At 66.5% G+C, this 26,223-nt stretch carries 23 protein-coding genes; 9 read left to right on the top strand and 14 right to left on the bottom strand.

Annotated features, from left to right (window positions below; genetic code table 11):
- Window positions 1-68 precede the first annotated feature (68 nt).
- Together K320_RS0110230 and K320_RS0110235 are read right to left on the bottom strand one after the other, a co-directional pair.
- Window positions 69-1,310, bottom strand: a complete 1,242-nt coding sequence (locus K320_RS0110230) for an iron-containing alcohol dehydrogenase (protein ID WP_024538744.1) — start codon at window positions 1,308-1,310, stop codon at window positions 69-71.
- Window positions 1,307-2,053, bottom strand: coding sequence for an alpha/beta fold hydrolase (locus tag K320_RS0110235; RefSeq protein ID WP_024538745.1), 747 nt, complete (start codon window positions 2,051-2,053; stop codon window positions 1,307-1,309). Before K320_RS0110235 ends, K320_RS0110230 begins: the two co-directional genes overlap by 4 nt.
- A gap of 62 nt (window positions 2,054-2,115) precedes the next feature.
- On the opposite strand from K320_RS0110235, the gene K320_RS0110240 reads away from it, so the two are divergent.
- A complete protein-coding gene (locus K320_RS0110240; RefSeq protein WP_024538746.1) occupies window positions 2,116-2,862 on the top strand; it encodes a GntR family transcriptional regulator in 747 nt (248 codons plus the stop codon).
- A gap of 80 nt (window positions 2,863-2,942) precedes the next feature.
- Here the strand turns inward: K320_RS0110240 and K320_RS0110245 are convergent, their stop codons facing one another.
- A complete protein-coding gene (locus K320_RS0110245; RefSeq protein WP_245593872.1) occupies window positions 2,943-4,259 on the bottom strand; it encodes an MFS transporter in 1,317 nt (438 codons plus the stop codon).
- A 347-nt stretch (window positions 4,260-4,606) separates the two neighbouring features.
- On the opposite strand from K320_RS0110245, the gene K320_RS0110250 reads away from it, so the two are divergent.
- The 3 genes from K320_RS0110250 to K320_RS0110260 are packed head-to-tail and all read left to right on the top strand — an operon-like array spanning window position 4,607 to window position 7,141.
- Complete coding sequence (locus tag K320_RS0110250) at window positions 4,607-5,806, top strand: CaiB/BaiF CoA transferase family protein (RefSeq protein WP_245593861.1); 1,200 nt, start codon at window positions 4,607-4,609, stop codon at window positions 5,804-5,806.
- Window positions 5,796-6,386, top strand: coding sequence for a cysteine dioxygenase family protein (locus K320_RS0110255; protein ID WP_024538749.1), 591 nt, complete (start codon window positions 5,796-5,798; stop codon window positions 6,384-6,386). Before K320_RS0110250 ends, K320_RS0110255 begins: the two co-directional genes overlap by 11 nt.
- Window positions 6,383-7,141 (top strand): enoyl-CoA hydratase/isomerase family protein, encoded by a 759-nt coding sequence (locus K320_RS0110260; protein WP_024538750.1) that lies wholly within the window; start codon window positions 6,383-6,385, stop codon window positions 7,139-7,141. The genes K320_RS0110255 and K320_RS0110260 overlap by 4 nt, the downstream gene beginning before the upstream one ends.
- 14 nt (window positions 7,142-7,155) lie before the next feature.
- Here the strand turns inward: K320_RS0110260 and trxC are convergent, their stop codons facing one another.
- The 4 genes from trxC to K320_RS0110280 all read right to left on the bottom strand — a co-directional run bounded on the left by trxC (window position 7,156) and on the right by K320_RS0110280 (window position 9,927).
- Window positions 7,156-7,599, bottom strand: a complete 444-nt coding sequence (trxC, locus tag K320_RS0110265) for a thioredoxin TrxC (protein WP_024538751.1) — start codon at window positions 7,597-7,599, stop codon at window positions 7,156-7,158.
- A gap of 60 nt (window positions 7,600-7,659) precedes the next feature.
- Window positions 7,660-8,559 carry a GGDEF domain-containing protein gene (locus tag K320_RS0110270; RefSeq protein ID WP_024538752.1) on the bottom strand — a complete coding sequence of 300 codons (900 nt, stop codon included), beginning with the start codon at window positions 8,557-8,559 and terminating at the stop codon, window positions 7,660-7,662.
- Between the two features lie 80 nt (window positions 8,560-8,639).
- Window positions 8,640-8,834, bottom strand: a complete 195-nt coding sequence (locus K320_RS0110275) for a DUF2905 family protein (RefSeq protein ID WP_024538753.1) — start codon at window positions 8,832-8,834, stop codon at window positions 8,640-8,642.
- 10 nt (window positions 8,835-8,844) lie between these two features.
- Window positions 8,845-9,927, bottom strand: a complete 1,083-nt coding sequence (locus tag K320_RS0110280; RefSeq protein ID WP_024538754.1) for a class I SAM-dependent methyltransferase — start codon at window positions 9,925-9,927, stop codon at window positions 8,845-8,847.
- Between the two features lie 64 nt (window positions 9,928-9,991).
- Here K320_RS0110280 and K320_RS0110285 point away from each other — a divergent pair, with 64 nt between their 5' ends.
- The 4 genes from K320_RS0110285 to ttcA are packed head-to-tail and all read left to right on the top strand — an operon-like array spanning window position 9,992 to window position 12,503.
- Window positions 9,992-10,789 carry an SDR family oxidoreductase gene (locus K320_RS0110285; RefSeq protein ID WP_029696029.1) on the top strand — a complete coding sequence of 266 codons (798 nt, stop codon included), beginning with the start codon at window positions 9,992-9,994 and terminating at the stop codon, window positions 10,787-10,789.
- Window positions 10,786-11,199, top strand: a complete 414-nt coding sequence (locus K320_RS0110290) for a dihydroneopterin aldolase (RefSeq protein ID WP_024538756.1) — start codon at window positions 10,786-10,788, stop codon at window positions 11,197-11,199. Before K320_RS0110285 ends, K320_RS0110290 begins: the two co-directional genes overlap by 4 nt.
- Before the next feature lie 18 nt (window positions 11,200-11,217).
- Window positions 11,218-11,598 (top strand): dihydroneopterin aldolase, encoded by a 381-nt coding sequence (locus K320_RS0110295; protein WP_024538757.1) that lies wholly within the window; start codon window positions 11,218-11,220, stop codon window positions 11,596-11,598.
- 5 nt (window positions 11,599-11,603) lie between these two features.
- Window positions 11,604-12,503 carry a tRNA 2-thiocytidine(32) synthetase TtcA gene (gene ttcA, locus K320_RS0110300; RefSeq protein WP_024538758.1) on the top strand — a complete coding sequence of 300 codons (900 nt, stop codon included), beginning with the start codon at window positions 11,604-11,606 and terminating at the stop codon, window positions 12,501-12,503.
- Between the two features lie 8 nt (window positions 12,504-12,511).
- On the opposite strand, the gene K320_RS0110305 is transcribed toward ttcA, so the two are convergent.
- The 3 genes from K320_RS0110305 to K320_RS0110315 all read right to left on the bottom strand — a co-directional run bounded on the left by K320_RS0110305 (window position 12,512) and on the right by K320_RS0110315 (window position 18,721).
- Window positions 12,512-14,128: a D-alanyl-D-alanine carboxypeptidase/D-alanyl-D-alanine-endopeptidase gene (locus K320_RS0110305; protein ID WP_029696032.1), complete on the bottom strand. Its 1,617-nt coding sequence runs from the start codon at window positions 14,126-14,128 to the stop codon at window positions 12,512-12,514.
- Window positions 14,129-14,239: 111 nt separating this feature from the next.
- Complete coding sequence (locus K320_RS0110310) at window positions 14,240-17,125, bottom strand: hypothetical protein (RefSeq protein ID WP_024538760.1); 2,886 nt, start codon at window positions 17,123-17,125, stop codon at window positions 14,240-14,242.
- A gap of 30 nt (window positions 17,126-17,155) precedes the next feature.
- On the bottom strand, window positions 17,156-18,721 hold the full coding sequence (locus tag K320_RS0110315) for a serine hydrolase (RefSeq protein ID WP_024538761.1): 1,566 nt from the start codon (window positions 18,719-18,721) through the stop codon (window positions 17,156-17,158).
- A 246-nt stretch (window positions 18,722-18,967) separates the two neighbouring features.
- Here K320_RS0110315 and K320_RS0110320 point away from each other — a divergent pair, with 246 nt between their 5' ends.
- Window positions 18,968-19,969, top strand: a complete 1,002-nt coding sequence (locus K320_RS0110320; protein ID WP_024538762.1) for a helix-turn-helix domain-containing protein — start codon at window positions 18,968-18,970, stop codon at window positions 19,967-19,969.
- Between the two features lie 219 nt (window positions 19,970-20,188).
- On the opposite strand, the gene K320_RS0110325 is transcribed toward K320_RS0110320, so the two are convergent.
- The 4 genes from K320_RS0110325 to K320_RS0110340 all read right to left on the bottom strand — a co-directional run bounded on the left by K320_RS0110325 (window position 20,189) and on the right by K320_RS0110340 (window position 26,079).
- Complete coding sequence (locus tag K320_RS0110325; RefSeq protein WP_024538763.1) at window positions 20,189-21,766, bottom strand: long-chain-fatty-acid--CoA ligase; 1,578 nt, start codon at window positions 21,764-21,766, stop codon at window positions 20,189-20,191.
- A gap of 103 nt (window positions 21,767-21,869) precedes the next feature.
- Window positions 21,870-23,996 (bottom strand): 3-hydroxyacyl-CoA dehydrogenase NAD-binding domain-containing protein, encoded by a 2,127-nt coding sequence (locus K320_RS0110330; RefSeq protein WP_024538764.1) that lies wholly within the window; start codon window positions 23,994-23,996, stop codon window positions 21,870-21,872.
- 20 nt (window positions 23,997-24,016) lie between these two features.
- Window positions 24,017-25,225, bottom strand: a complete 1,209-nt coding sequence (locus K320_RS0110335; RefSeq protein ID WP_024538765.1) for an acetyl-CoA C-acetyltransferase — start codon at window positions 25,223-25,225, stop codon at window positions 24,017-24,019.
- A gap of 62 nt (window positions 25,226-25,287) precedes the next feature.
- Window positions 25,288-26,079, bottom strand: coding sequence for an enoyl-CoA hydratase/isomerase family protein (locus tag K320_RS0110340; protein WP_084301235.1), 792 nt, complete (start codon window positions 26,077-26,079; stop codon window positions 25,288-25,290).
- Between the last annotated feature and the right edge of the window lie 144 nt (window positions 26,080-26,223).

Genomic DNA, 26,223 nt, shown 5'->3' on the forward strand with positions numbered 1-26,223 from the left:
GTGACTAATATATTAGTTCATCGACCGGAAAGATATCATGGTTTTCCCTAGGTTGCCTGCGAAGCGGTTCAGGCGTCGCCGCTCAAGCGCCCCGCATAGGCCTTCAGGACGATCCGGCGGTAGGCGGCCGGCACGTCCGCCACCGGGAAAGCCTTGGCCAGGCGCACGACGTCCAGTCCATCCTTGACCATGGTCTCCAGCGCGTCCTCGGCAATGCCGAAGGCCTTCAGGTCCGTCGGAATGCCCAGCTGTCCGACCCATTCGCGCACGCGAACCGGCACCGCGCGGCTGGCCGCGGCGGCGTCCATGGTTCCCAGGCCCAGCACCTCGGCCAGTTCCGCAAATTCCCGCGGCCGAACCGCGGCGATTTCATCGAGCACATAGGGCAGCATCACGGCGTTGGTGCTGCCGTGGCTCTTGTGCGTCTGCGCGGCGACGGCGTAGGCCAGACCGTGCACCGCGTTCAACCCCGCGCTGCCGTAGGACAGCGCGGCATACAGGCTGGCGCAGGCCATCGCGTCGCGCCCTTCCTTGAGGCTGCCGTCCAGATACACCGGCACCATCCAGCGCGCGCACAGCCGCATGGATTCGCGCGCGAACAGCATGGTGAGCGCCGAGCGGCCGCTGTAGCCCGGATCCGGGTGGCCCTGGCGGTCGTAGAGCGCGCTGTCCAGCGTCAGAAAGGATTCGATCGCGTGCGTGAAGGCATCGATGCCGGCATCGGCCGTCACGCGCGGCGGGCAGCTGTAGGTGAATTCGGGATCGACCAGCGCGATCTGCGGGCGCAGCGCGTTGTCCATCACGGCGATCTTGGTGGCGTTCTCGGGGTCGATCAGGATCGCGCCCGGCGTGGCCTCCGAGCCCGTGCCCGCGGTGGTCGGCAGCGCCACCAGCGGCAGCGGCCGCGCGCCACCGATGTCGCCGACGAAGGCCTTGACCGGCTTGCCATCCGGCAGCGTCAGGCACAGCGCCTTGGCCAGGTCGATGTTGCTGCCGCCGCCCAGGGCGATCACATGGTCTATCACCCGCCCTTCAGCCTTGCGGCGCACGCTGGCCGTGGCTTCGTCGCACAGCACGGTGCTGGGGTCTGGCGCGCCGCCGTCAAAGACGATGACGTCGATCTTGCGCGCCCGGGCCGCCTCCACATAGTCGCGCACCCAGGGCGTGTTCTGGGTGAAGAAGCGGTCGGTGACCAGCACGCCGCAGCGCCAGCCCAGGCGCTGTACCAGCGCCGGCAATTGTGCACGCGTGCCGCGGCCCATCACCAGGCGGGCGGGGGCGCAGAAATGGATCAGATCTTCGGTTCTCATGGGATGTCTCGTTTCAGTTCAGTGAAAAAACCACGCGCCACGGCGGCAATCGGGTCGGCATGGCTGGACGGAATGCCGTGGCCACCGTCCTCCAGGGTCAGCAGGCGCGCCGCCGGCAGCGATTGCGCCAGCTGCACCGCGTGGGCCCAGGGTGAATCGGCGTCCTGCCGGCCGTGGATCACCAGCGCGGGAATGGAAATATCTTTCAGGTGCGGGCGCTGGTCGGTGGCGCGGATGGCGGTCCAGGTGGCAGCCACCGCTTCCCGGTCGGCCGCCACGCGCAGGCCGAGGGCTTCTTCCCGCGCCGAAATCTCCGCCAGCAGCGCCCCGGGTTCGCTGGCCTTGAACCACGGCGCCTCGCACAGCGCTGGCGTACCCGAGAGCAGCAGCAGACCCGCGGGGCGCGGGCCGGCGTCGCGGATCAGGTATTGCAGCGCGACGGATACGCCCATGCTCCAGCCCGCCAGCACCCAGGGCACTCCGGGCGGCACATGCCGCGCCACGACGGCGCGCACGTCCCCGGCATATGGGTCCAGCGCATAGTCGGCCGTGCCCCGCCCGCGCGGCGCGGCACCGCGCCCGCGCAGATTGGGCAACACCCAGCGCGCGGCATCCGCCAGACGCGTAGCCACCGGCACCCACGAATCACGCGTCCCCTGAATGCCATGCAGCGCCACCACCCGGAGCAGGCCATCGCCGAGCTCCACCACATCGCCTGCGCGATCAGGGGCCGCGCTCAGCATGGTGTCCCCGCCAGCCAGCCGCTACGATACTGATATACCAATCGTTTCATGAGTCTTCTTTCATGCCAAGAAATGCAACGACCAAAAGCACCGCGCCCAGGAACACCGGGAAGGGCGCGGAGAAAGGCGCGGAGCGCCCGGTGCCCGGCTTCAAGGCGCTGGAGCCGCGCGCCCGCCTGACCGATCTGGCCTACGAGACGCTGGAAGAAGCCATCGTCACGCTCAAGCTGCCGCCCGGCACGGCGATCTCCGAGCAAACCCTGGCCGACATGACCGGCATAGGCCGCACACCGGTCCGCGAAGCGATTCAGCGCCTGGCGCGCGAGCACCTCATCATCATCCTGCCGCAGCGCGGCCTGCTCATCACCGATGTCGTGGTGAGCAGGCAACTGCTGGTGCTCGAAACCCGGCGCGAGCTCGAACGCCTGATCTGCGTGAGCGCCGCCAAACGCGCCACGCCGGCGCAGCGCCAGCGCTTTGTCGAGCTGGCCGAGGAATTCCGGCGCCTGGCGCAGCACGAGGATTCGGACGCCTTCATGCAGGCCGACCGGGACTTCAACGAAGAGTGCCTCGCCGCCGCCCGCAACCCCTTCACCGAAGGCGCGATGCGCAGCCTGCACGGGCTCTCGCGGCGCTTCTGGTTCATCCATTACAAGCAGTCGCCCGACCTGCCGAAAATGGCCGAGCTGCACGCCAGCGTGTCCGACGCGATCGCCCGCGCGGACGTGCAGGGCGCGGGGCAAGGCCTGGACCGGCTGATCGATTTCATCGAGCAATACACCCGCTCGGCCGTGCTGCCTGACGGCTGAATGCCAAAGGCGCCAGCACAGTGGCGCCTTTGAATCCGGGCTTGTCGCTGGCCGGCGAATGCCGGCCACCGGGTCTGGCATCAATGCGAGACCTCCTCCAGCGAGCGCCCCTTGGTTTCCACGCCCAGCAACAGCACCACCAGCGCCGCGGCCACGAAGCAGGCCGCCCCCAGCGAGAAGACACCCACCTGACCGGCCACCGGCAGCACCAGCCCGACCACATAGGGGCCAATCAGCGAACCGATGCGGCCGATGGACGAGGCAAAACCCGCTCCCGTGGCGCGCGAACGCGTCGGATAGAGCTCCGGCGTGTAGGCGTAGAGCACCGACCACATGCCGAACATGAAGAACTGCATGCACAGACCGGCACCGATCAGTTGCGACACCGGCGCCTGCGTGGCCGCCGACTGGCCGTAGAAATACGCCGCTGCCGCGCTGCCCAGCAGCATCAGCATGCAGGTGCTCTTGCGGCCCCAGCGCTCGACCAGCCAGGCCGCGCAGATGAAGCCCGGAATGCCCGCCAGCGAGATGTAGACCGTGTAGAGCACCGACTTGGTGACTTCATAGCCCGCCTGCTGCAGCAGCGCGCCCAGCCAGGAGGTGAGACCGTAGTAGCCCAGCAGCGCCAGGAACCAGAGCGACCACAGCATGATGGTGCGCTTGGCGTAGATGCCCTTGAAAAGCTCTCCCACCAGGCTGCCGCGCGTCTGGTACTGCGACACGGCGACGGCGCGGCGCGGCGCGGGCAGGCTGCGCAGGCCGGCGGACTGCATCACCTTGGTTTCCATGTGCGACATCACGCGCTCGGCATCCGCATGGCGGCCAGCGTCTTCCAGCCAGCGCGCCGATTCGGGCACCAGGCGGCGCACCACCAGCACGAACACCGCGGGCACGGCCAGCGCGATGAAAATGCCGCGCCAGCCGATATGGCCGAGCGACAGGTAGGCGATCACGCCGGCGACGATGAAGCCCAGCGGCCAGAAGCCTTCCAGAATCGCGACGTAGCGGCCGCGCTTGTCGGCCGGAACGATCTCCGAGACCATCGCAAGACCGATGGGAAACTCCATGCCCATGCCAAAGCCCAGCAGCACGCGCCAGCCCATCAGCTCATCGACGTTGGCCGCATAGCCGCACATCAGGCTGCCGACGCCCCAGAAAATCATGCTGACCTGGAACACCGGGCGGCGGCCGAACTTGTCCGCCAGCATGCCGGCCACCGCCGCACCGAGGAACATGCCCAGAAAGCTGGAGCTGGCCAGCATGCCGGTCTGCGCCGCCGTCAGGCCGAACTCGGCCTTGATGGTGCCGAGCATGAAGGTCATGATGCCCAGGTCGATCGAATCGAACAGCCAGGCCGTGGCAATGATGGCGAACAGCATGCGCTGGTAGCCGGTCATGGGCAGGCGCTCAAGCCGGCCGCTGACGTTGACGCCCGCCGCTGCATGGGCGGCGGCCTGCGACGGTGATGCCCCACCATATTGGGGGATATCTTTCGCCAAGGTATTCATGGGAATGGGTCCTCTAGATAGAAAAGGGGGCGGAAAATTCTAATACGCGGCTGAAATATTAGTTGTGTTACAGTTCTTTGAACATAGGTATTGTCCCTAATCAAATGAGGGCGAATGACCGCAAAACCCTTCTTGCGCAACAGGGTCGTTTCTGCTAGGAAGGCGCAACACAGCGGGCAGGATTGCTATAGTTGATTCCCGCCTTCTCCTGTCCAACGCCCACGCAGCCTGCCTCCATGACCATGACCGCGACCCCATCCACCCCCTCGCAACCTCTCGGCGGCGTACGCGTCGTCGAGTTCTGCTCCACCGCCGCCGGGCCGTTTTCCGCCATGCTGCTGGCCGACATGGGCGCCGATGTCGTCAAGATCGAACCCCCCGCCGGCGACGGGCTGCGCCAGTGGCCGCCGCTGACCGACGGCTTCAGCGAGAACTTCGCTTCGCTCAACCGCAACAAGCGCTCTGCGGTGCTGGACTTGAAAAACCCGCAGGATCTAGCATTGGCCAGGCAGTTGATCCTGGAATCCGACGTGGTGCTGGAGAACAACCGCCCCGGTGTGATGGCGCGCCTCGGACTGGGCTATGAGGCGCTGTCGGCCGAAAAACCCGCGCTTGTCTACTGCTCGATTTCCGCCTACGGCCAGAGCGGACCGCGCTCCGGCGAAGGCGGCTATGACCTCACGGTCCAGGCCGCATCGGGCGTGATGAGCGTCACCGGCGACGCCGATGGCGCGCCCGCCAAATGCGGCGTGCCGATTGCGGATTTTTCCTCCGGGCTCTACGCCTCGTTTGCGATCGCCGCGCTGCTGGTGCAGGTGCGCGCCGGCGGCCGGGGCGCGCATATCGACGTGCCCATGTTCGGCTGCACCCTGGGTGTGGCGGCGCTGCAGACCAGTGAATTCTTCGGCAACGGCAAGAGCCCCGGACGCCTGGGCTCGGCACACCCCAGGAACGCCCCTTACCAGGCCTTTCAGGCGCAGGATGGCTATTTTGCGATCGCCGCGGGCAACCACAAGCTGTGGCTCTCGGTGCTGGAAGTCGTCGGCCTGCCGGAGCTGGCTCAGGACGCGCGCTTTCTCACCACGACCGACCGCGCAAAGCACCAGGGAGCGCTCAAGGAGCTTCTGGAAACCGCCTTCACGCGCCAGCCGGTCGAGCACTGGATCGCGGCCTTCAATGCCGCCGGCGTGCCGCACTCGCGCATCAACGATTACGCCGCGGCGCTCGCCGATCCGCAGACCGGGCACATGGGCTGGATCCAGCCGCTCACGCTGCCGGGCGGACACGAGACGCGCACCTTTGCCTCTCCCCTGCGCCTGAACGGCCAAGGCTTTGCCATCCGCCGCCGCCCACCCGCCCTGGGCGAACACACCGAGGAAATCCGCGCCGCCCTGGCGCACCAGAGAACGCACCAAGGAAATCACCATGGCCAATGACCAACGGCTGCTGGGTTTCGTCGCCGCGATGACACGGCTCGTCCAGGCAACCAGCGACGAAGACGCGCTGATCGCTGGCGCCACGCCGCTGATGCGCGACCTGGTCACGCACGACGACTGGCTGCCCGACGCCATGGCCGCATCGCATCCGCAGTACTACCAGCAGCACTTGCTGTACGGCGATCCGCTGGACCGTTTCTCGCTCGTGAGCTTTGTCTGGGGCCCGGGGCAGAAAACGCCGGTGCACGACCACACGGTGTGGGGCATCATCGGCATGCTGCGCGGCGCGGAAAATGGCCAGCGCTTTGCGCCGGATGCGCAGGGCCACTGGAAGCCCACTGGCGAGCGCGCCACGCTGCAACCTGGCGATCTGGACATCGTCTCGCCGGCGCGCGGCGACGTCCATGAAGTGTCCAATGCGATTGACGACAGCGTCTCGATCAGCATCCACCTCTACGGCGGCAATATCGGGCGCGTGGCCCGCCATGCCTATGTGCCCGGCACGAGCACGGTGAAAACCTTTGTCTCGGGCTATTCCAACCTGCTCGCGCCCAACCTCTGGCCCAGGCCTGCCGCATGAGTGCGCCCGAGCTGCTCATCGCGCGCGAAGGCGCGCTGCTGCACCTGCGGCTGAACCGCCCGGACAAGGGCAATGCGTTGTCCGCCCAGCTGGTGGCAGCGCTGCAGGCGGCGCTGGACGATGCCGCCCAGGACGGCGGTCTGCGCCTGCTGGTGCTCTCGGGCGCGGGCAAGCACTTCTGCACCGGTTTCGATCTTTCCAACCTCGATGCGGAAACCGACGAAACCCTGCTTGCACGCTTTACTCGCGTGGAGTGGATGCTCCAGACCTTGAACCGCCTGCCCTGCGCCACGCTGGCCCTGGCACACGGCCGCACCATGGGCGCCGGCGCCGATCTGTTCGCCGCCTGCAGCGAGCGCTGGATCGTCGGCGATGCAAGCTTTGCCTTTCCCGGCGCGGGCTTCGGCCTGGTGCTGGGCACCGCTCGGCTGGCCGACACCGTGGGCGCCGCGCAGGCCAGCCGCTGGCTGGAAGGCGGCGAGACGATCGACGCCGCCAACGCCTGCGCCAGCGGTCTTGCGCTGCACCAAGTCGATGACGCCGCACTGCCGCGGGAGCAGGACGCGCTGCTCAAGCGCGTGAGCCGGCTGGAAGCCCACACCCAGCGCGCCATCCATGCCGCCATCGGCGCCAGGCGCCGGCCCAGGGGCGACGTGGGCGACGCGCAGGATCTGGCGCGCCTCGTGGCATCGGCCGCGCGCCCCGGCCTGCAGGAACGCATCGCCGCCTACCGCGCGGCGCAGCGCGCCCGCTGAATCAACCCAGCGGTTTACCCCAGCGCTCCCCGCACCCAGCGCACGATGTCGCCCGCGCCGCGTGCCCCCGAGGTGCGCGCCAGCTCGCGCCCAGCCTGGAACACGATCATCGTCGGAATGCTCCTGATGCCATAGCGCGCAGCGATGGACTGGTGGGCCTCGGTGTCCAATTTGGCCAAACGTACCTGGGGTTCGAGCTGCTGCGCCGCCTCATGGAAGAACGGCGCCATCTGCAGGCAGGGGCCACACCAGGGCGCCCAGAAATCCACGACGACGGGAATCTGGCTGCGCGCGATGTGCTTGTCAAAACTCGCTGCGTCGAGCTGCAAGGGCTCGCCCTCGAACAGCGGACGGTGGCACTGGCCGCAATCGGGCGCGCTGGCCAGATCGTCCGCGCGGACTCGGTTGGTGGTGTGGCAATGGGGGCAGACGACGTGCAGGGATTCGCTGGTGGTCATGGCGGGTTCATTGGAAGACTCTGCCTGCCACCTGCGGCCGAAACCGGATTTTTCAACCGCTCACGCGGCGCACACCAGCCGGTCGCGCCCCTCGCGCTTGGCCTGGTACAGCGCCGCATCGGCACGGGCCACCAGCTGTTGCGCGGTTTCCCCGGGCTGGCGCATGGCAAGCCCGGCGCTCACGGTATAGCGCTGCCGCGGCGCTTCGGGTAGAGGGATGGACGTGCGTGCGCGGCCGAGCAGGCGATCGACGATGGGCTGCGCCTGCGCCATCGGGCAATCCGGCAGCAGCAGCATGAATTCCTCGCCACCCACGCGCCCGTAGCTGTCGGCGCGGCGCGTGTCGGCCTGCAGGTGGCGTGCAAAGTCGCGCAGCACCGCGTCGCCCGCAGGATGGCCCAGGCTGTCGTTGATCTGCTTGAAATGGTCCAGGTCCAGCGCCACCAGCGTCAAGGTTCCCGGCCTGGCCATGAGCCGGTCCAGTTGCTGCTGCATCCAGGCACGGTTGCTGATGCCGGTGAGTGCATCGGTTTGCGCCGCATGCAGCGCGCGGTCGCGCGTGGCGCGCAGGCTGCGCCCCTGCCGGTGCAGTTCGGTGGTGTCCATGACCGTGCACAGCATCCAGCCATTGGCCAGCGTGGTTTCCGTCAACCAGTGCCACTGGCCGTCGTGGCGGTCGCCCTCGAAGGCGCGAAACGGCTGCTTGCCACGGCGCGAGCGCGCCGATGCCAGCCAGGTCTCGAAATCCACCTCGCCGCTCACCCGCGTGCCCCGGCCGAGCGCATGGTTGGTGCGCATGATGTCCGCCCAGGTGATGCGCCCGTCCGGCTGCATGTGAAAGCGCTGCACGAAGCCCGCGTTGGCAAAGCGCAGCACGTCCCCATCATCGAAGATCGCCACCGACAGTTCGCTTTCGCGCAACAGCGTGAGCGCCATCTCGGCCAGCATCGATTCGGACATGGCCGCAGGATAGCAGAACAAATTATTACAAATACCCGGGAGAAACCCGGAACACCGCTCCGAGCCTGTTCATGGACTTTTCACAGCCACTTGACGGCGAGACTGAGCAAAAGGCTGAGCAGCACGGTGCTGGCCAATGGCACCGACCACTGCCGCCCGAAGAGCCGGATTTCGAAATCGCCCGGCAGCCGCCCCAGCCCGAGGCGGCGCAGCAGCGGCATCAGCCCGCTGATGAAAACCAGCGCCAGAAAGACGACGATGAGCCAGCGCACCATGTCGGCGACCTCACAACCGGTGCGTGCGATCGCCCTGCGCGAACCCGCGCGGCTGCCACGCAGGTCCAGGGCCGAGCGCCAGCACCTTGAACAGCTCGCCCATCTCGTGTTCCAGCATCAATTTGAGCGCTGGCGCTTTATCCACAGGTGGTAATAGCTCTAATTTTTGCAGCAATCCATTGTTCATCAGAAAATGCGCCTGGCTGGTGTAGCCCAGCACGTTCAGCCCGGCCTCCTGCGCCGCCAGCGCAATCCCGGTGAAATTGACATGCGCGGTGATGTCCTTCAGGCCCACATCCGCCAGCGGATCGGCATCCACCTGGTGCGCGCGGTGGCACACCAGCGTGCCCTGCGCGCGCTGCGGGTGGTAGTACTCGGCTTCGGGAAAGCCATAGTCGATCAGAAAGGCCGCGCCGCGCACCAGATGCCGCGCCAGCGTGCGCACAAAGCCTTCCGCCTGCGAATGGATTTCCGTCAGGTAGTCGTGATCGCCCGGCACTTGCACCGGCGGGCGCAGGTCGGTGGGGCGATCGCTCCACGCAAAGCCGTCGCCCTGCAGCACCACGCCGCGCTCATACCACACGCCATCGGTGCGCTGCAGCAGCTGCACCGGCATGGCATCCAGCACCTCGTTGCCCAGCACCACGCCCTCGATGCGCTCGGGCAGGCGCTGCGCCCACCGCACCTTGCCGGCAAACGGCGCCAGCGTCCGCTGCTGGCGCAGGCGCAGACTGCTGGAGACATCCACGATGGTGTAGCGCCGCACGCCATCGCCGAGCGCGCCCAGCACCTGCGCCGCCAGCGCGCCGCTGCCGGCGCCGAACTCCCAGATGTCATCGGTCTGCGTCGCGGCGAGCGCCTCGCGCACCTGCCCGGCCAGCACGGCGCCAAACACCGGCGAGAGCTCCGGCGCGGTGACGAAATCGCTGCCGCTTTCGGGCATCGCGCCGAATTTGCGCAGATCGTTGGCGTAGTAGCCCAGGCCGGGCGCGTACAGCGCCTGCCGCATGAAGCGGTCAAAGCCTATCCAGCCGCCCGCAGCGCGGAGGGTGGCGCGGATCTGCTGCGCCAGAAGTGCACTCAAGCTTGTCATCGTTGACCCGATTTTGCCTTGTGCACAATGGCCGGACTTGATCCATCCCATCGTGCACAGCGCCATGCCTCCACCGTCCTCCTGGGTTCTCATCACCGGCGCCGCCACCCGCCTCGGCAGGGAAATGGCCTTGGCGTTCGCACGCGCCGGCTGGGATGTGCTGTGCCACTACCGCCATTCGCGGACCGCCGCCGAGGCCACGGCCGGCGAGATCGCGGCGCTCGGCCGCCAATGCCGACTGATGACCGCCGACCTGGCCGAGCCCGATGCCGCCACCCACTTGCTGGCCCAATGCACGGCACTGATCGGCGCCGCACCGCGGTGCATCGTCAACAACGCCTCGCTGTTCGACGCGGACGATGCGACAAACGCCAACGCGCAGTCGCTGCAGCGGCACCTTGCCAGCAACACCATCACCCCGCTGCTGCTGGCCAATGCGCTGGCGGCGCAGGTACGTGCTGAATCGCATGCGGCACACGGCTGGCATTCGGTCGTGCACGTGCTTGATCAGAAGGTGCACAACCTCAACCCGGATTATTTCTCCTACACCGTGAGCAAGCTGGCGCTGGAGCGCAGCGTGGCGCTGCAGGCGCAGGCGCTGGCGCCGCAGGTGCGCGTGTGCGGCCTCTCGCCCGGGCTGATGTATCTGAGCGGGCCGCAGACGCAGGCCAATTTCGACCGCGCGAGCCGCATCAATCTGCTGCGCCAGCCGATTGACCCCGCCGACGTTGCACGCGCCGCCGTGTTCATCGCCGGGAACACCGCGCTCAGCGGCTGCACGCTGCAGGCGGACAACGGCCAGCACCTGGTGCCCCTGGCGCGCGACGTGATGTTCGCCATCGGCGAAAATCCGCAGCCATGAATTCCATGCTGCTGGCCTTTGGCGCGCTCGATGCCCGCCTGGCGACGCACTGCCGCCTGCTGAGCCTGCGCCAGCACGAGCAGCAGGTGCGCATCGGCGTGCACGCCTTCGAACGCCAGGCGCCGCAGCGCCTGTGGTTCGACGTGGACCTGTGCGTGCGCCTGGAGCAGGCCCCGGCCGCGCGCGATGACATCTCCCAGACCGTCGACTACGATTTCATCCGCCAGACGATCGCCAGCGCGGTGGGAACGCAGCACCACGAGCTGCAGGAAACGCTGTGCGACACCCTCCTCGCCGCCATGCTCCGGCGCCCCGACGTGCAGGCTGCCCGCGTTGCCACGCGCAAGCCGGACGTGTACCCGGACAGCGCATCGGTCGGCACGGAGCGCATAGGCATCAAGCCCTGGTAGACGCATCCACCACACCCCATGCCCACACCCCAGCCCCACCAAGGCCAGCAGACCCTCACGCTCAATGGCCTGCGCTTTGACGCCAACCTCGGCATCCTCGCGCACGAACGCAACGCGCCCCAGCCGATCCGCGTGGATGCCGAGCTCAACCTCGGCACCCAGCCGCTGGCGCCGCCCGACGACGACATCCTGCACGTGCTCGACTACCGCAAAGTGCGCCAGATCATCATCGACGAATGCACCGCCGAGCACGTGAACCTGCTGGAGAGCCTGATCGGCAAGCTCGCCCGCCGCCTGCTGCTGCTGCCGGGCGTGCGCGGCGTGCGCGTGAAGATCGCGAAGCTGGAAATTTTTGATGACTGCGAAGTCGCCATTCGCGTCGAAACCGGACAGTGGTAAACCCCATGCAAGCAAGCGAATCCGTTCTCGAAACCGTCCCCTCCACCCACGACACGCGCAAGGCCGATCACGAGGCGCACAAGCTGGAGAAGCGCCTGTGCCGCGAAACCACGCGCGCCATCATCGACTACGCCATGATCGAAGAGGGCGACAAGGTCATGGTCTGCCTCTCGGGTGGCAAGGACAGCTACACGCTGCTGGACATCCTGCGCAAACTGCAGCGGCGCGCGCCGATCCGATTCAGCATCGTCGCCGTCAATCTGGACCAGAAGCAGCCGGGCTTTCCCGAACACGTGCTGCCCGAATACCTCACCCACATCGGCGTGGACTTCCACATCGAGAGCCAGGACACCTACAGCATCGTCAAGCGCCTGGTGCCCGAGGGCAAGACCACCTGCAGCGTGTGCTCGCGCCTGCGCCGCGCCATCCTCTACCGCGTGGCCAGCGAACTGGGCGCGACCAAGGTGGCGCTGGGCCACCACCGCGACGACATCGTCACCACGCTGATGCTCAACCTGTTCTACGGCGGGCGCATGAAAGGCATGCCGCCCAAGCTGGTGAGCGACGACGGCAAGCATGTGGTGATCCGCCCGCTGTGCTACGTCACCGAGAACGACACCCGGCGCTGGTCCGAAATCCAGGGTTTTCCCATCATTCCCTGCAACCTCTGCGGCAGCCAGGAAGGGCTGCAGCGCGTGGTCGTCGGCGACATGCTGCGCGAGTGGGAGAAGAAATTTCCGGGCCGCATCGAGAGCATGTTCCGCGCCATGAGCCACATCGTGCCCACGCACCTCATGGACCAGCAACTGCACGATTTCAAGGGTGCGCATGCCACTGGCATTGCCGATCCCATGGGCGACAGGGCGTTCGATCCCGAAATCCTGCCGGACCCATTGCAGCGGTAGCGCCTCGCTCAATAGTCGCGCCAGAGCAGGGCGGAAATCGTGCCTTCGTCCTGAAACACCTGCGCAACCGCGTCGATGTCCGCCACCTTCGCGTTGTTGACCACCAGCGCGTAGATCAGATCGCGCCCGCTTCGGGTGCGGATGTAACCGCCAAGGGCTTGTCCCTTGAGCAGCAGTCCGGCACCAGCGGCTTCGATGTTGGTACCGGTCTTGGCGCGCACCTGGCCGGTTGCCCCGGCGAGGCTGGCGTCGGCGGCGTAGTCCTTCACGAAGGCCAGCGAACCGTCCGTGCCCAGGATCGGCAAGGCATCGAAATAGGTGTCGAAGTGCGCGCTTTGCCGCATGCGCGCCAGAAAGATGGTGACCGCGCGCGTCAAGGCCTTGGTGTCGCCGCCGCCGCTGCCATTGAAGAACGCGTAGTCGCCGCGCTGCACGCCATACTGGTTGGCCAGATGAACCTGCTCGCGCGCCAGCGTCGCGTCCATGTTGTCCACCCCCTGCGTCTTCCCCCACAACAGCAGGCTGGTGTCGGCGCCCAGGTTGTAGCTCACCTTGAGGATCAGCTTCGCGTAGTCCGCGTAGGGCATGCCGGCGAGTTCGGCCACCTTGTCGGCTTCTGCCCAGCTGTCGCGCGGCGGGAGCAGCTGCACCGGGTTTTCCTGGACCGGCGGGGCGTCCACCACCACGCCCGCGTCGACAAGCGCCTCGATCAGCACGGTGCGCGCGTAGTTGTCCGGCCGGGTCATGCGGATGGATCGGACCAGCGGAAACCGTCCGGTGAACCGTGGCTTGAAGTCCATGGGAATGGCGCCGCTCACCCGGGTGGAGCAGCCAGGCGCGCCCATGCAGCCTGAAAATTCGGGCGTCAGCTCGAACGCCAGTTCACTGCCCGCGGCGCCGGTGCTGAGCGCGTTGTTCACGCCGAGTGCCGCGGACTTCGGGCGCCAATCCAGCGATGCCGCCTGACCGGGGGCCGTGGGGTTGATCGTGAGATCGATCATGTCGTCATTGACGAAGATCGGCCGCAGATCGAATTCCCCCCGGTAGGGGAAGGGCTGAAACAGGCGGTCGTCGACGATCACCTGGCCCGTGATGCGGGTGATGCCGGAGGCCGCCACCTGCCGCGCCAGCGACCGGTATCCCGCCAGCGGATCGGGCGGGGTCAGCACCGCATTGCCCAGGCTGTTGGCCTCGTTGTGGTCGTAATCGCTGATGGCGATCGAGCCGTCCGGGTTGGCGCGCCCGCCCATGGTCAGATCGCCGGACGCCACCAGCACCAGGTCGCCGTTCAAAACGCCACCACTGACCGCGCCTTGCCGATACACCGGCGTGTTGTAACGGTGATCGGGGCCGGTCTGATCGAGCAACTCGCCGACCGAAAAAAGCTTGCGCACGGAGCCGATGTAGAAGGCGTGGTCCGGCTGGGTGTCCAGCACCACCTTTCCCGTTTGCGCGTCCACGACGCGCAGCCCCCAGCGCGCGCCGGCGTAGCGCGCCTGGTTCATCACGGCGCGAATGTCCGCGGGCACATCGGCGTTGGGTTCACTGCTGCCGCCGCAGCCCGTGAGGGCGCCTGCCGCGATCGCGGCTGAAGTGACGAGTGCTGCGAAAGTGGGATGCTTCATGGCGAATTCCAGGTGTCCACAAAAGGCCGAAACCATCTTCATCGGCGGCGACCGGCCTGGCGGCGACGTGTGGTCCGCGCCGCTCAAGCCGTCGCACGCCACGGCGCCTGCTCAAGGCAAGTAGTTCACCGGCACGGGAAAGCTGATGTAGTTCTTGACGACTTGCGCCTCCTTCGCTTCCCGTTGCTGGTTGGGGTTGGCGCCGCCGCACCATTGGCTCGATTTGGGGTGCGGCTTGCCGCTGGCGTCGGTCACGGTGCAGGCGGCTTTATCCACGATCTGGTCGCGGTTGGTGGGGCACATTGCCGTGTCCTTGTCCGACGGGCAGACCGCGAACTTCTGGTTGACGCGGAAGGTGTAGACGTTGTCGTCCAGATCGGTGAAGCGCACCACCAGCGGGTAGCCGTCCTGGGCGCCCGACTTCACGGTGCCCACGCGGAAGCCCAGGATCTGGCTGTTGGTCGGCATCGTCACATCCTGCCGGGGGTTCTGGCATTGCGGATCGCCGGCTTGCCGATTCAGGCTGCACACCCCATAGCGTTTGATCACGGGCTTGTTCAGTTGTGTTTCATACCCTGTGGGGGGGCCGATGATCAATGAAAAACCGTCGCCGTAGTTGAACTGCTCGGGGTTTTCCAGTCCGCTGGAGCCGCCGACCGAAAACACCAGGCCGTCGCCCAGCTCACTCATGAAGCCGACGGCATCGTCGACGGAGAACCCGTAGGCGCTCATGCCCAGGTCTTTGTGCACCAGCTTGACGTAGGGGTTGAACAGCAAGTCAGGGTTGGCGGCCACGGCCGGCTGCAGGTAGTTGTATTGCAGATCGTGGATGTACATGAACTGCACCTTGGCATGGTCCCATCCCGGTATCTTCGTGTCGGCCAGCGGGTTGGCGCCGGCGCCGCAGCCTTCGTTGAACGGCACCCAGCCATAGATGTGCGTGATGGCTTGCCAATAGTCGAAGGTCGGCCGCTCGGGTTGCGTTCCCTTGCACTTGCCGCTGCGGACCAGCGCCAGGTAATCGGCGTGATTTTGCGCAAAGAACTGCTTGACCACCGTCAGGTTCTGGCGCAGATCGGGCGGGCAGTCGGTGCGGCCCGTCACGTACTTGCTCAAGTCCTCGCCGCCCCAGTCAACGCAGCTGCCCCACAGGTTCTGCATGCGCTGCACGGACTCGCCGAAGTGCAGCGATTTCTTCTCGTCATCCGTGCACTGGCCTTGAATGCATTTGAGCACCGTCAGCACGGGCGGAAAGCCCTTGGTTGCCGGCGGAATGGGCGGCGGGATGACCGGCACCTTGGCATCGGGCGACAAGGTGCCATCGCGATCGGCAAAGATGTTGTAGCCGCTGGGGATGCGCACCTGGTTCGTCTGCAACTGCTCCATGTTGTAGACCGGCCAGCCTTGACCGATGGGCGTGTTCAGGTACGAGTTCAAGGCACTTCTGAAGGCGCCCAACTCCATCGTGGAGCCGCTGTAGCCGATGTAGGGGTTGTTCCTGGGGCCGATGGCCACGGGGACGTATACCTGATCGACGTACGAGATGTTGTAGCCCACGTTTTCGGGCTTGAGCAGGCGGTCGGCCTGGCCCGGCATGATGACCGAGTCGCCGAAGGTGTATTCCGTCAATTGGGCATAGATGTTGGGCGGGGGCCCGCCGCGCAGCGAATACACCGTCATCTGGCAATCGGTGCCTTGTCCCTGACAGCTGACGCCCTCGGGGGTCGGCAGCTTGGTTTCACCCGTCTGGTTCAGGCCTTGCTTGTCGTCGGCCAGGATGACCCGCCCGCCGTTCCACCAGGTGATGTGGCCGCCATCGAGTTTCGCCGCCAGCTTGCTGTACAGCGGCAGCGTGAGCGTGACCGATGCATGGGGCGGCAGGCCGGACGCCTCGTTGACGAACAGCTTGTAGTCGTTCAGGTCGGTGTACGGGTCGTTGGTGCGCATGCACCCTTGCAACCATTGATCGACCGGTTTGGCGCCAATGGTCAGCACCGGGTAGATCGGCTTGTCCGAATTGTTGTGAATGGAAATGGTCTTGGGGCGCACCTGCACGGGGTTGCCGTTGTAGTCCTTGCACTGCACCGAGAACGCGCTGGACAGCGCCACCGAATCGATGTTGAGCGCCACCTGCTGCAACTGCAGCGGCTGCGCCGGCCCGTCGCCCAAGCTGGTGGCGGTGTAGCTCACCGTGCCAGCCGCGGCGTCGTAGCGCGGCGCGCCGAGCGTGAAGAAGTACAGCCACATCTGGCCCGTGCCGGTGCTGCCATACAGCGCGGCGTTGGGCGGGTTGCCGCCATAGCTGTCGTTCCATGTGGCGCTGAAGTCGGCCGTGGGTCGCCCTTCGTGATAGGGCCCCGGGGCGCTGGTGGCGAGCAGGGTGGTGTCCGCCACGCCGCTCAGCACCAGTTGGTACTGGCCGCTCGGCCCATCGGGGCTGATCGACACGCTGTCGGCATGCTGCAGGTAGAACGCCGAACCCTGGCCGCCCGATGCATTGTTCAGCACCTGCAGGAACAGCTTGCGCAGGCTCAGCGGCTGGCCGTCGGTGGGCGCCGAGTTGGCGAAGACCGTGACCGGCACGCGCAACTGCCGTGCCTTGGCATCGTAGACCGGGCGCCCGAGGCTGGCGTAGAGGGCCTGCAGGTCGGCGCTGCCGGCTTGCTGAAAGTGCAGCGTGGCGTGCGGGTCGATCGCGCCATAGGCCTGCGTCCAGGTCGATTCGATGTAGTCCGTCAAGGCCTGCTCGCCGCTGCCCCGCAGCGGCCGGTCTTCGTACCAGAAGGTCTGCGGGCTCGGCTGGTCGAGCAGCAGCGTCCAATGGGTGGGCGAGTCGCCCGGCAGCAGCTGGCCGGATGGCGCCGCCAGCATGACGATGCGGCTGGACGCGCCGCCCGCGGCCGCCGGGCCGGGTGCATCGTCGCCACCGCCGCAGGCCGCCAGCAGCAGCGCGGCCATCCAGACCATGATCCAGCGGATCCACACGGAGTGTTTCATGACAGGTCTCCTCCCAATGGGGTGCGGTGCTCAGGAACGTTGAAATTCACCCCGGCCGAGATCGCGGCCGAAGTATTCGATCTGCATCCGGCCAGGCCCGAAGCGCACGGCGGACAGCGAGCCGCGCGGCGCGTTCTCGCCCATCAGCTCGAACACGAATTCGTCGCCGCTCCAGTGGCGCAGGGTGTAGCGCAGCGGTGTCGCGCCGATGCTCAGCTCCAGCGTGCCGCCGCCGGCGCCCAGGCTGATCTGCGCATCGCCGTAATAGGCGTTGGTGTAGCGGCCGACGTAGCTGGCCAGCGGCTGCGGCGGCGCGGGCGGCGCGGGCGGCGTCTGGCCGGCGTGCTCGCCTTCCGGCTTGTACAGGCCGTGCATCTGCGGCTGCATGAAGGCCAGCCAGTCGCGGCTGGGCTGGCCCACGGGCGCGTCGCCCAGACCCTGTTCGCCAAACAGCAGCGCAATCGCCTCCGCCAGGCCGCGCGGTTGCGCGTTGGTGAGCACCGTGATGCCCAGGCCGGCTTCGGGCCACAGGACGAAGCTGGTGGCGGCGCCCAGGTTGAAGGCGCCGCTGTGCGACAGGCTGGCATGCCCGGTGGGATCGGGGCCAGCATTGAAGCCATAGCCATAGTGGTGGTCGCCCGGTTGCGCCGTGGTGGCCGCCTGCAGGGCCGCCGGGCTGAGCAGCGCGCGGCCCTGCCACCGGCCCTGGTCCAGCACCAGCGCCATCCAGCGCGCCATGTCGGCCACGCTGGCGCTGACGCCGCCGGCGGGCGATTGCGCGTCGGGCTGGCGCGGCGGGTTTTGCGCTTCGTACTGTGCCGGCTCTGCGCCATAGCTGTCGTAGGTCACGCCGATCTGCACGTGGCCCCAGGCGCGATTGCCCTGCGCCGCAAAGTCGGCAAAGCGGGCGCTGGTGCGCGCCATGCCCAGCGGCTGGAATACGCTGCGTTCAGACAGCGTCGCCCAATCGGTGCCCTGAGCCCGCGCCATGACTTCGGCCGCGGCGGTCAGGCCGAAGTTGGTGTAGTTGTAGCTGCCGAAATCCTCCAGCAGCGCGCCGCGCAGGCGCTGCAGGATCTCGGTACGGCTGTAGCCCAGGTCTTCCAGGCGATCGCCCGCGTGGTCGTGCAGGCCCGAGCGGTGGGCGAACAGTTCGCCCAGCGTCAGGCGTGCGTTGAGGGCCGGGTCGGCATAGCCGAGAGCAAATTCGGGCATCAGGCGCTGGATGGGCGTGCTCCAGTCGGTGGCGCCATTCACCGCGCTGCCCGGCATCTGCGCCGCCATCACCGTCGCTGAAATGGATTTGGAAACCGAGGCCAGCTGAAACACCGTGTCGGCGTCCACCCGCGCGGCCTCGCCCAGCTTGCGCACACCAAAGCCGCGGGCGTACACCGTCTTGCCGCGGTAAACCACGGCCACCGCCACGCCGGGCACGCCGGTGCGCGCCATCAGTTGCGGCACTACGGTATCGAGCTGCGCCGCGGCCTGCTGGACGGCGGCGGGCACGGCGGTATCGTTGCTGCCGCCGCAGCCCGCCAGCAGGCCGCAGAACAAGCCGAGCGCTGCCAGAACGCCAACAGAGCGGGGAAAGATCATGAACGGCCTCAGTCAAAAGTGGTTGGATAGGGGCCTGGGGTCGCCGCGTGTCGTCAGCGCTTGTTCCAAGTGTTCGAGGAGACACCCGCCGCCGCGCCTGCCTGCTTTGAACTATAGGGGCTGACCACGGGCCACCGAGGCGCGATCCCTTGTCGCCGCATCCCAGTCTTTCTCCAATCGTCCCACGGCGTAGTCAATTGTTTCTAGAATGGTTTCCGTCACGCCCACTTCACAACCAGAAAAGCCATGCCCCCCGCCTCGCCCTCGGCCTGCACGCTGGAGCTGCTGTCTTCACATGACGTGGAGCCCGCGCTGCGCTACGACGTCTGGCGTGAACGCGCGCACCGCTGGGTTGATCTGGACCCGCCGCCGCCCGACGCTCCGCTGGATGCCGAACTGCTGACGCTGCGCGACCACGGCTGCACCTTCGGCACCATGTCCTCGTCGGCGTATGCCACGCGCGCCAACCCGTGGCGGCGTACGGGAAGCGCGGACATGGTGGTGGTGTCGCTGATCCAGGCCGGCCAGGTACGCATCCGCGCGCGCACCGGCGAATCCTGGTGCATTTCCGAAGGCAGCCTGGGCCTGTACGACCTGGCGCGGCCAGCCCGCTACGAGTGGAGCGCCTCCTCGCGCGAGGCCTTTCTGGTGCTGCCCCGGGCCGATGCGCTGGTGGCTTATGGCGCCGCCCCCAACGGCCTGGCAGTGGTGCTGGAAAACTGCCCGCTGGCGCCCGCGCTGGCCAGCCAGCTCACCCTGCTGTCCAGTCAGGCACAGACCCTGGACGAACCCGCGCGCGCCGGCCTGCTGGCGGGGGCGCGGGTGCTGGCGCTGCTGGCGCTGCACCAGGCGGGCCACCCCGGCCAGGCCGATGCCATCGCCGCCGATACGCTGGCTGCCGGCCGGCGCACGGCGGCGCTGCGTTTCATGGAATCCCATGCGCACCGGGTCGATCTGGATCTGAACCTCATCGCGCTGGGCATCGGCTGCTCCCGCACGCGCCTGTGCGCCGCGTTCACCGACGAGGGCGACACCGTCATGGGCGCGCTGCGCGAAGTGCGCCTGCAGCGCGCGCGCGAGCGCATCGAGCGCGATCCCAATGCGCACCTGGGCGCCTTGTCGTGGGCCTGCGGCTTTGCCACGCAGGCCAATTTCAATCGCCTGTTCAAGACGCGCTTTGGCCTGGCGCCCAACGAATGGGGACGGCACGCCGCCACGGCGGCGCTGACCAGCGGCCACCAGCGGTGAACAGCGCGCTCGCGCGGGCCAGCAGCGGCTCGCCACGCTTCAAAGAAATTACGCCTTTAGCCCTTATGGATGCTGCGCAGACAGCTATCAAACCAATAGTTAACAGATTCACTGCCTGCGTACGCCCGGTGGGAACCAATGCCCCACTGGCGATGGATGCTGCCCCTCCCCGGCTGGCAGCTCCCGCGACCGGGCGCGTCCCCGCTGCTGTCCGAAGGCTCAGCCAACATTCCTGCTTTGATCGCTCCAATAGGGTTGGCGCAGTACGCGCTTCAGGATTTTCCCGGTGGCATTGCGCGGTATGTTCGCTACCCAGTCGATGGTCTTCGGACATTTGTAGCCCGCCAGACGGCCGCGCGCGAAAGCAATCAGCGCCTCTTCGGTCAACGAACTATCCGCCTTGAGAACGACAGCCGCCTTGACGGCCTCGCCCCATTTTGGGTCCGGCACCCCGAAAACCGCCACGTCCGCCACCTCGGGATGGTCAGCCATCACACGCTCTACTTCTGCCGGATAGACGTTTTCACCGCCAGAAACAATCATGTCCTTCAACCTGTCCTGGATATGGAGATAGCCGTCGGCATCAAGATACCCCACATCGCCGCTGTGGTACCAACCGTCTTGCAAGGCCTGCTCGCTCGCCTCCGGACGATGCCAATAGCCTTTCATCACGGCCGGGCCTCTGATCAGGATTTCGCCGGACTGGCCCGGGGGCGCCTGTGGGCTGTCCATCCCCGCGATGCGGATTTCAAAACCAGGCAGCGGCCGTCCACACGAGCTCAAGCGTTCGGGCCGGCCCGGATCGTGATCCGAAGGCAGCAATGCAGTGCCCATGGTGCACGTTTCCGTCATGCCGAACAATTGCATCAGCACCGGGCCGAAAACATCGGTAGCTCGGCGTACCACCGTTGGAGAAATGGGTGAGCCGCCGTACGTGAGCGTCCTGAGTCCCCGGAAATCGGCCGCATCGAACTCCGGATGGCCAAGCAGCGCCTGCATCACCGCCGGAACCACGCCCAGTCGGGTCACAGGCGCGGGATGCTGTCGCATCGCCGCGATGATCAGCGCGGGATTCGGTTCCCGCACGACGCGAGTGATGCCGCCGGTCAGCGGACCATTGAGGCCATAGACAAGGCCGCCCGCATGAAACAGCGGCAGCGGCAGCACGCTCACGTCATCTTCCCGCCATGCACCCAGCAGCTCCGTCGCGGCGAGACTCGCGGCAGACAAAAGATTCCGATGGGTCAGCTGGGCCCCCTTGGGCAGCCCCGTCGTGCCGGACGTATAAAGCTGCAGCGCCACATCGTCGGGCGCACAGGCATGGGAAGGAGCGGTGCTGGGCTGATTCCGCACAAAATCGTCCAATGCCAGCACTTCCGCCGCCGCACCAGCCACGCCGATGATCTGGCGCAGCTTCGGGCACACCTGTTTCAACGCTTGCGCTAGGTGCACATAGTCTTCGCCCAGGAACAGAATCGGACACTCCGCATCATTCAGGATGAAAGCGATCTCTTCGACGGTCAGTCGCCAGTTGATGGGAACCATGACCATGCCCACCATCGAAGCGCCAAAGAACGCGTGGAAGAAACGGTCTGAATTTTTCCCCAGGTAGCCGACACGGTCTTCAAATGCAAGCCCCATGTCGAGCAGCGCATGGGCAACGCGATTGCATTGCTGCTCCCACTGTCGCCACGTCGTCGACCGATCCTCGAATTGCAGGGCAATGCCGTCGGCCCTGCTCGCAGCATGCGTCCGCAGAATACCGGCGAGGGTGGATATTTCCTTTTTCTGATTCATATCTGTTTGCTGAAACAAAAGCTATTGGGAGAAGCGTCAAAAAACACACTGGGAAATCAGCAAGTGCAAGGTGACGGTCTTGGGGCGGCCGGATGAACGAGATTCAGGCAGCGTGGTAGCGCCGCCCCTCGGCGGCCATGCGGCGCAACGCCTCAGGCACTTCGAAGCGCGGCCCATGCAGGCGGGCCAACCGATCGCAGGCCTGGACGAAGGCAGCGGCTCCCACGGTATCGATTTGCCCCAGCGCTCCACCCAGCACGGCGGGGAAGCCCCAGCCCAGGATCGAACCCACGTCGGCATCACGCGGGCTCACAATGCCTTCGGCCACACAGCGCGCGGCCTCCAGCGACTGCGCATACATCAAGCGTTCACGCACCTCATCCACCGTGGGCTGCTGGTCGGCGACCGGAAAGAGTTCGGCGAGACCCGGCCACAGACGCCTGGCGCCCTGCGCGGGGTAATCGTAGAAGCCCTGTCCGACCTTCCTGCCCAGCCGGCCCGTTTTTTCGACCATGGCTGCCAGAACGCGATCCTGCGGCTGCTCCCGGTAGCGCGCCCCTTGATCCGCGCGCGCCTGCTTCATCGCCTTGTGGAGCAGCTCCGCGGATACCTCGTCAATCAAGGCCAGCGGCGGCATCGGCATTCCGGCAAGGCGCCCGGCATTCTCGATCAGCGCCGGATTCACACCCTCCGCGAGCATGGTCATCGCCTCGTAGGGGAACATGGCAAACGCGCGGTTGGCATAGAACGACGGGCAGTCGTTCACCACGATGGGCGTCTTGCGGATGGCCTTTGCAAAATCCAGTGCCTGCGCAATCGTGGCCTCGGACGTGCGCGCGCCGCGAATGACCTCCAGCAGCGGCATTTTCTCGACGGGAGAAAAGAAGTGCAGTCCGACAAATTGTTCCGGCCGCAACGAGATCTCAGCCAGGCCCGTGATCGGCAGCGTCGACGTATTGGAGGCCAGGATGGCGTCGGCATCCATCGCCGCCTCGGCACGGCGCGTCACCTCGGCTTTTACCGCCCGATCCTCGAACACCGCTTCGATCACCAGTTCGCATCCGGCCAGCTGCGCATAGTCAGTCGTCGGATGCACACGGGCAAGCCTGGTTTCGCGTCGGGCCGGATCCAGGCGGCCTTTGGCCACCTGGGCGTCCATCAGTTTCGCGCCATAAGCCTTGCCCTTCTCGGCGGCCGCCTGATCGACATCGAGCAGCACCACGTCCAGTCCAGCCTGTGCGGCGACATATGCCAGACCGGCGCCCATCATGCCGGCCCCCAGCACCGCGATGCGCTTGTAGCGGCGCACGGGGACCTCCTTCGGCCTGTCGGCCAGGCGGTTCGCTTCACCCATGGCATAAAACAGGGTGCGGATCATGTTCTTGGTGGCCATTGAAGTCGCCAAGCGGGCAAACTGGCGTTGCTCGATCTTCAACCCGGTATCGATGTCCACCTGACACCCGTCATAGATGCAGGCAAGAATGGCCTCGGGCGCCGGATACAGCCCCTGCGTCTTGGCCAGCAACCCTCCGCCCACACCAAAAAACAATTGTGTCGGGCCGGGCGTCTGCGGCGTCCCACCAGGAAACCGGAAGCCTTTCATGTCCCAGGGCTTGACGGCGGCCTGCGCGCCTTCTGCAAGCAGCCAGGACCGAGCGCGTTGGAGCAATTGCGCCGCAGGCACCACTTCATCCACGATGCCTGCGGCAAGCGCCGCGGCCGGCGCCACCTTGCGGCCTTCGATCAGGTAGGGCAGCGCGTTCTTGATGCCGATCATGCGCGGCAGTCGCTGCGTGCCGCCAGCCGCCGGCAGCAGGCCGAGCGTGACTTCGGGCAGGCCGAGCTGAATCTTCGGATCATCGGCGACGATGCGCCGATGGCAGGCCAGGCAGATCTCCAGGCCACCGCCCAGCGCGGTCCCGTTGATCGCGGCGACAAAGGGCTTGCCCGAGCGCTCAAGCGCCCGCAGCGTGGCGCTCACCGGCCCCGATGCCTCGAACGACTCCTGTGCATTGCGGATGCCCCGGATCAGGTCAAGATCGCCGCCCGCAACGAATTCGGGCCGCGACGAAGCGACGATGACGCCCTTCACGCCAGGATCCTCGACAGCGCGCCGCACGGCGGCATCGAAGGCCGCGATGCTGGCCGCGTTCAGCACGTTCATCGGCCGATCAGCCACGTTCCAGGTCAGGGTGGCGATGCCGTCAGCGTCGGTCTTGTAATCGATCATGTTCATAAGCTCCCGTTTGCTCACACCCGTTCAATAACCATCACAGAACCCATGCCCCCGCCGACGCACAGCGTGATCAGCCCGGTGGACAGGTCCCGGCGCTCCAGCTCATCGAGCACCGTGCCGACCAGCATGGCGCCGGTGGCCCCCAGCGGATGTCCCATCGCGATCGCACCGCCGTTCACGTTCACCTTGGCGTGCGGCAGGTCCAGCGCCTCCATGAAACGCAGCACCACGGCCGCGAAGGCTTCGTTGCACTCGAACAGGTCGATGTCGCCGGCACTCATGCCTGCACGCTTCAAGGCTGACTCTGCCGCCGCGGCCGGGGCCGTGAGCATGATGGTGGGTTCGCTCCCCACCACGCCAAAGGAGCGCACGCGCGCACGCGGCTTGACGCCCAGCTGCCGCGCCGCGGCCTGGCTGCCGATCAGCACCGCCGAAGCCCCATCGACAATGCCCGAGGAATTGCCGGCGTGGTGCACATGATCGATCGCCGCAAGCTGCGGATAGCGCTGCAGCGCCACGGCATCGAAGCCCATCTTCTCGCCCAGTACGGCAAAGGAGGGCTCCAGCGCCGCCAGCGACTCTGCGGTGGTGTCCTCGCGGATATGTTCGTCACGATCGAGCAGCAGCGTGCCGTGCACATCCTTGACCGGCACGATGGAACGTGCGAAACGCCCTTCGGCCCAGGCTGCGGCGGCGCGGCGCTGGCTCTCGGCGGCATAGGCATCCACATCGCGGCGGCTGTAGCCATGGAGCGTCGCAATCAGGTCGGCCGATATCCCTTGCGGCACGATACGGTTCGGCAGCGTGATCTGCGGGTCCGTTACCCAGGCGCCACCGCCTGCGAACATGGGCACCCGCGACATGCTCTCGACACCGCCTCCGATCATCAGCTCCGCCTGGCCAGCCATCACCATGGCCGAAGCGAAGTTGCAGGCTTCCAGTCCGGAGCCGCAGAAGCGATTGAGCTGGATGCCGGGCACCTGCGAGAACCCATCGGCGGCAAACGTGGCGGCCTTGGCAATATTGGACGCCTGCTCCAGCGAAGGCTCTCCGCAGCCGAGGATCACGTCAGCGATTTGGCCGGGCACGAAACCCATACGCTCCCGCAAGGCATCCAGTACACCGGCGGCCAGCCGCGCGGCTGGCACCTCGTGCAGTCGGCCGCTCGCGCGGCCCTTGCCGCGCGGCGTGCGCACGGCGTCGAGAATGAAAGCTTCTGTCATGGTCAGTTTCCTGGGATGGGGAAGATTCGAAAACAGGTCGGGAGCAGCTCTGAAGGGCGCTCTCAACGGCCGACGAACACCGGCTTGCGTCGCTGGAGAAAAGCCTGCAGCCCCTCCGCGGTGTCCGCCGTGGAGAACACCGCCGCCTGGTGCGTCGCTTCGAGCGCCATCATGGCGTCGAAGCTGCCGCCACGCAGCAGGATGTCCTTGGACAGGCGGAAGGCCTGCGTTGGGCCACTGGCGATCAGATCGGCCAGCTTGCGTGCCTCCTCGACCACGGTTCCCGCAGGCACGGCACGATTGATCAGGCGCTCTTCGGCCGCCGCCTGTCCGCTCAGGAGCCGGCCGGTGTAGATGAGTTCAGCCGCACGGTGATAGCCCAGGCGCTCAAGGAGAAAGTAATGGGCTCCCGTGTCAGGGACAAAACCGATGTTTCTGAATGGGCTCCCCAGCAGCGCATCCTCATCGGCGATACAGATATCACAGGCCAGCGCCAGACCAAGGCCGAAACCGAGCGCCGGGCCAGCGACAGCCGAAAGGGCAGGAAGAGGAAATTCCCGCAGCCGCTTGCAGAACGGGCCCACGACGTCACCAATGACCGCCATCGGATCGGCGCTGGCCATATCCACCGATGACAAATCCCAGCCGGCAGAAAAAACCCCTGCGCCACCGCGCAGCAACAGGCAGCGCGCATCGCTGGCCTGGATTTCGTCGAGCAATGCCCCGAGGTGCTGGACGTCGGCTGCCCGAAAGCTGTTTTTCTGGGAAGAGAGGTGAATCACCACCTCGGCCACCGGACCCTTCCGGTACAGCCGGATGCCAGGTTCGGGGGTGCTGTCAGTCTGATGGGTCATGAAGATAAAGCCAGGTGTTGATGAAAGTTGGAGGCGTCCTGCATGGTCAATCCGCCAAGGCGACGATCCGCAGCGCTGTCCATGCTGCCGCGCACATTCGGCGGAGCGACTGATGCAACGCTGCAACCCGGTCGGCTCACTGGG

The organism is Comamonas badia DSM 17552, assembly GCF_000484635.1.
Taxonomy (GTDB): Bacteria; Pseudomonadota; Gammaproteobacteria; order Burkholderiales; family Burkholderiaceae_C; genus Comamonas_C; species Comamonas_C badia.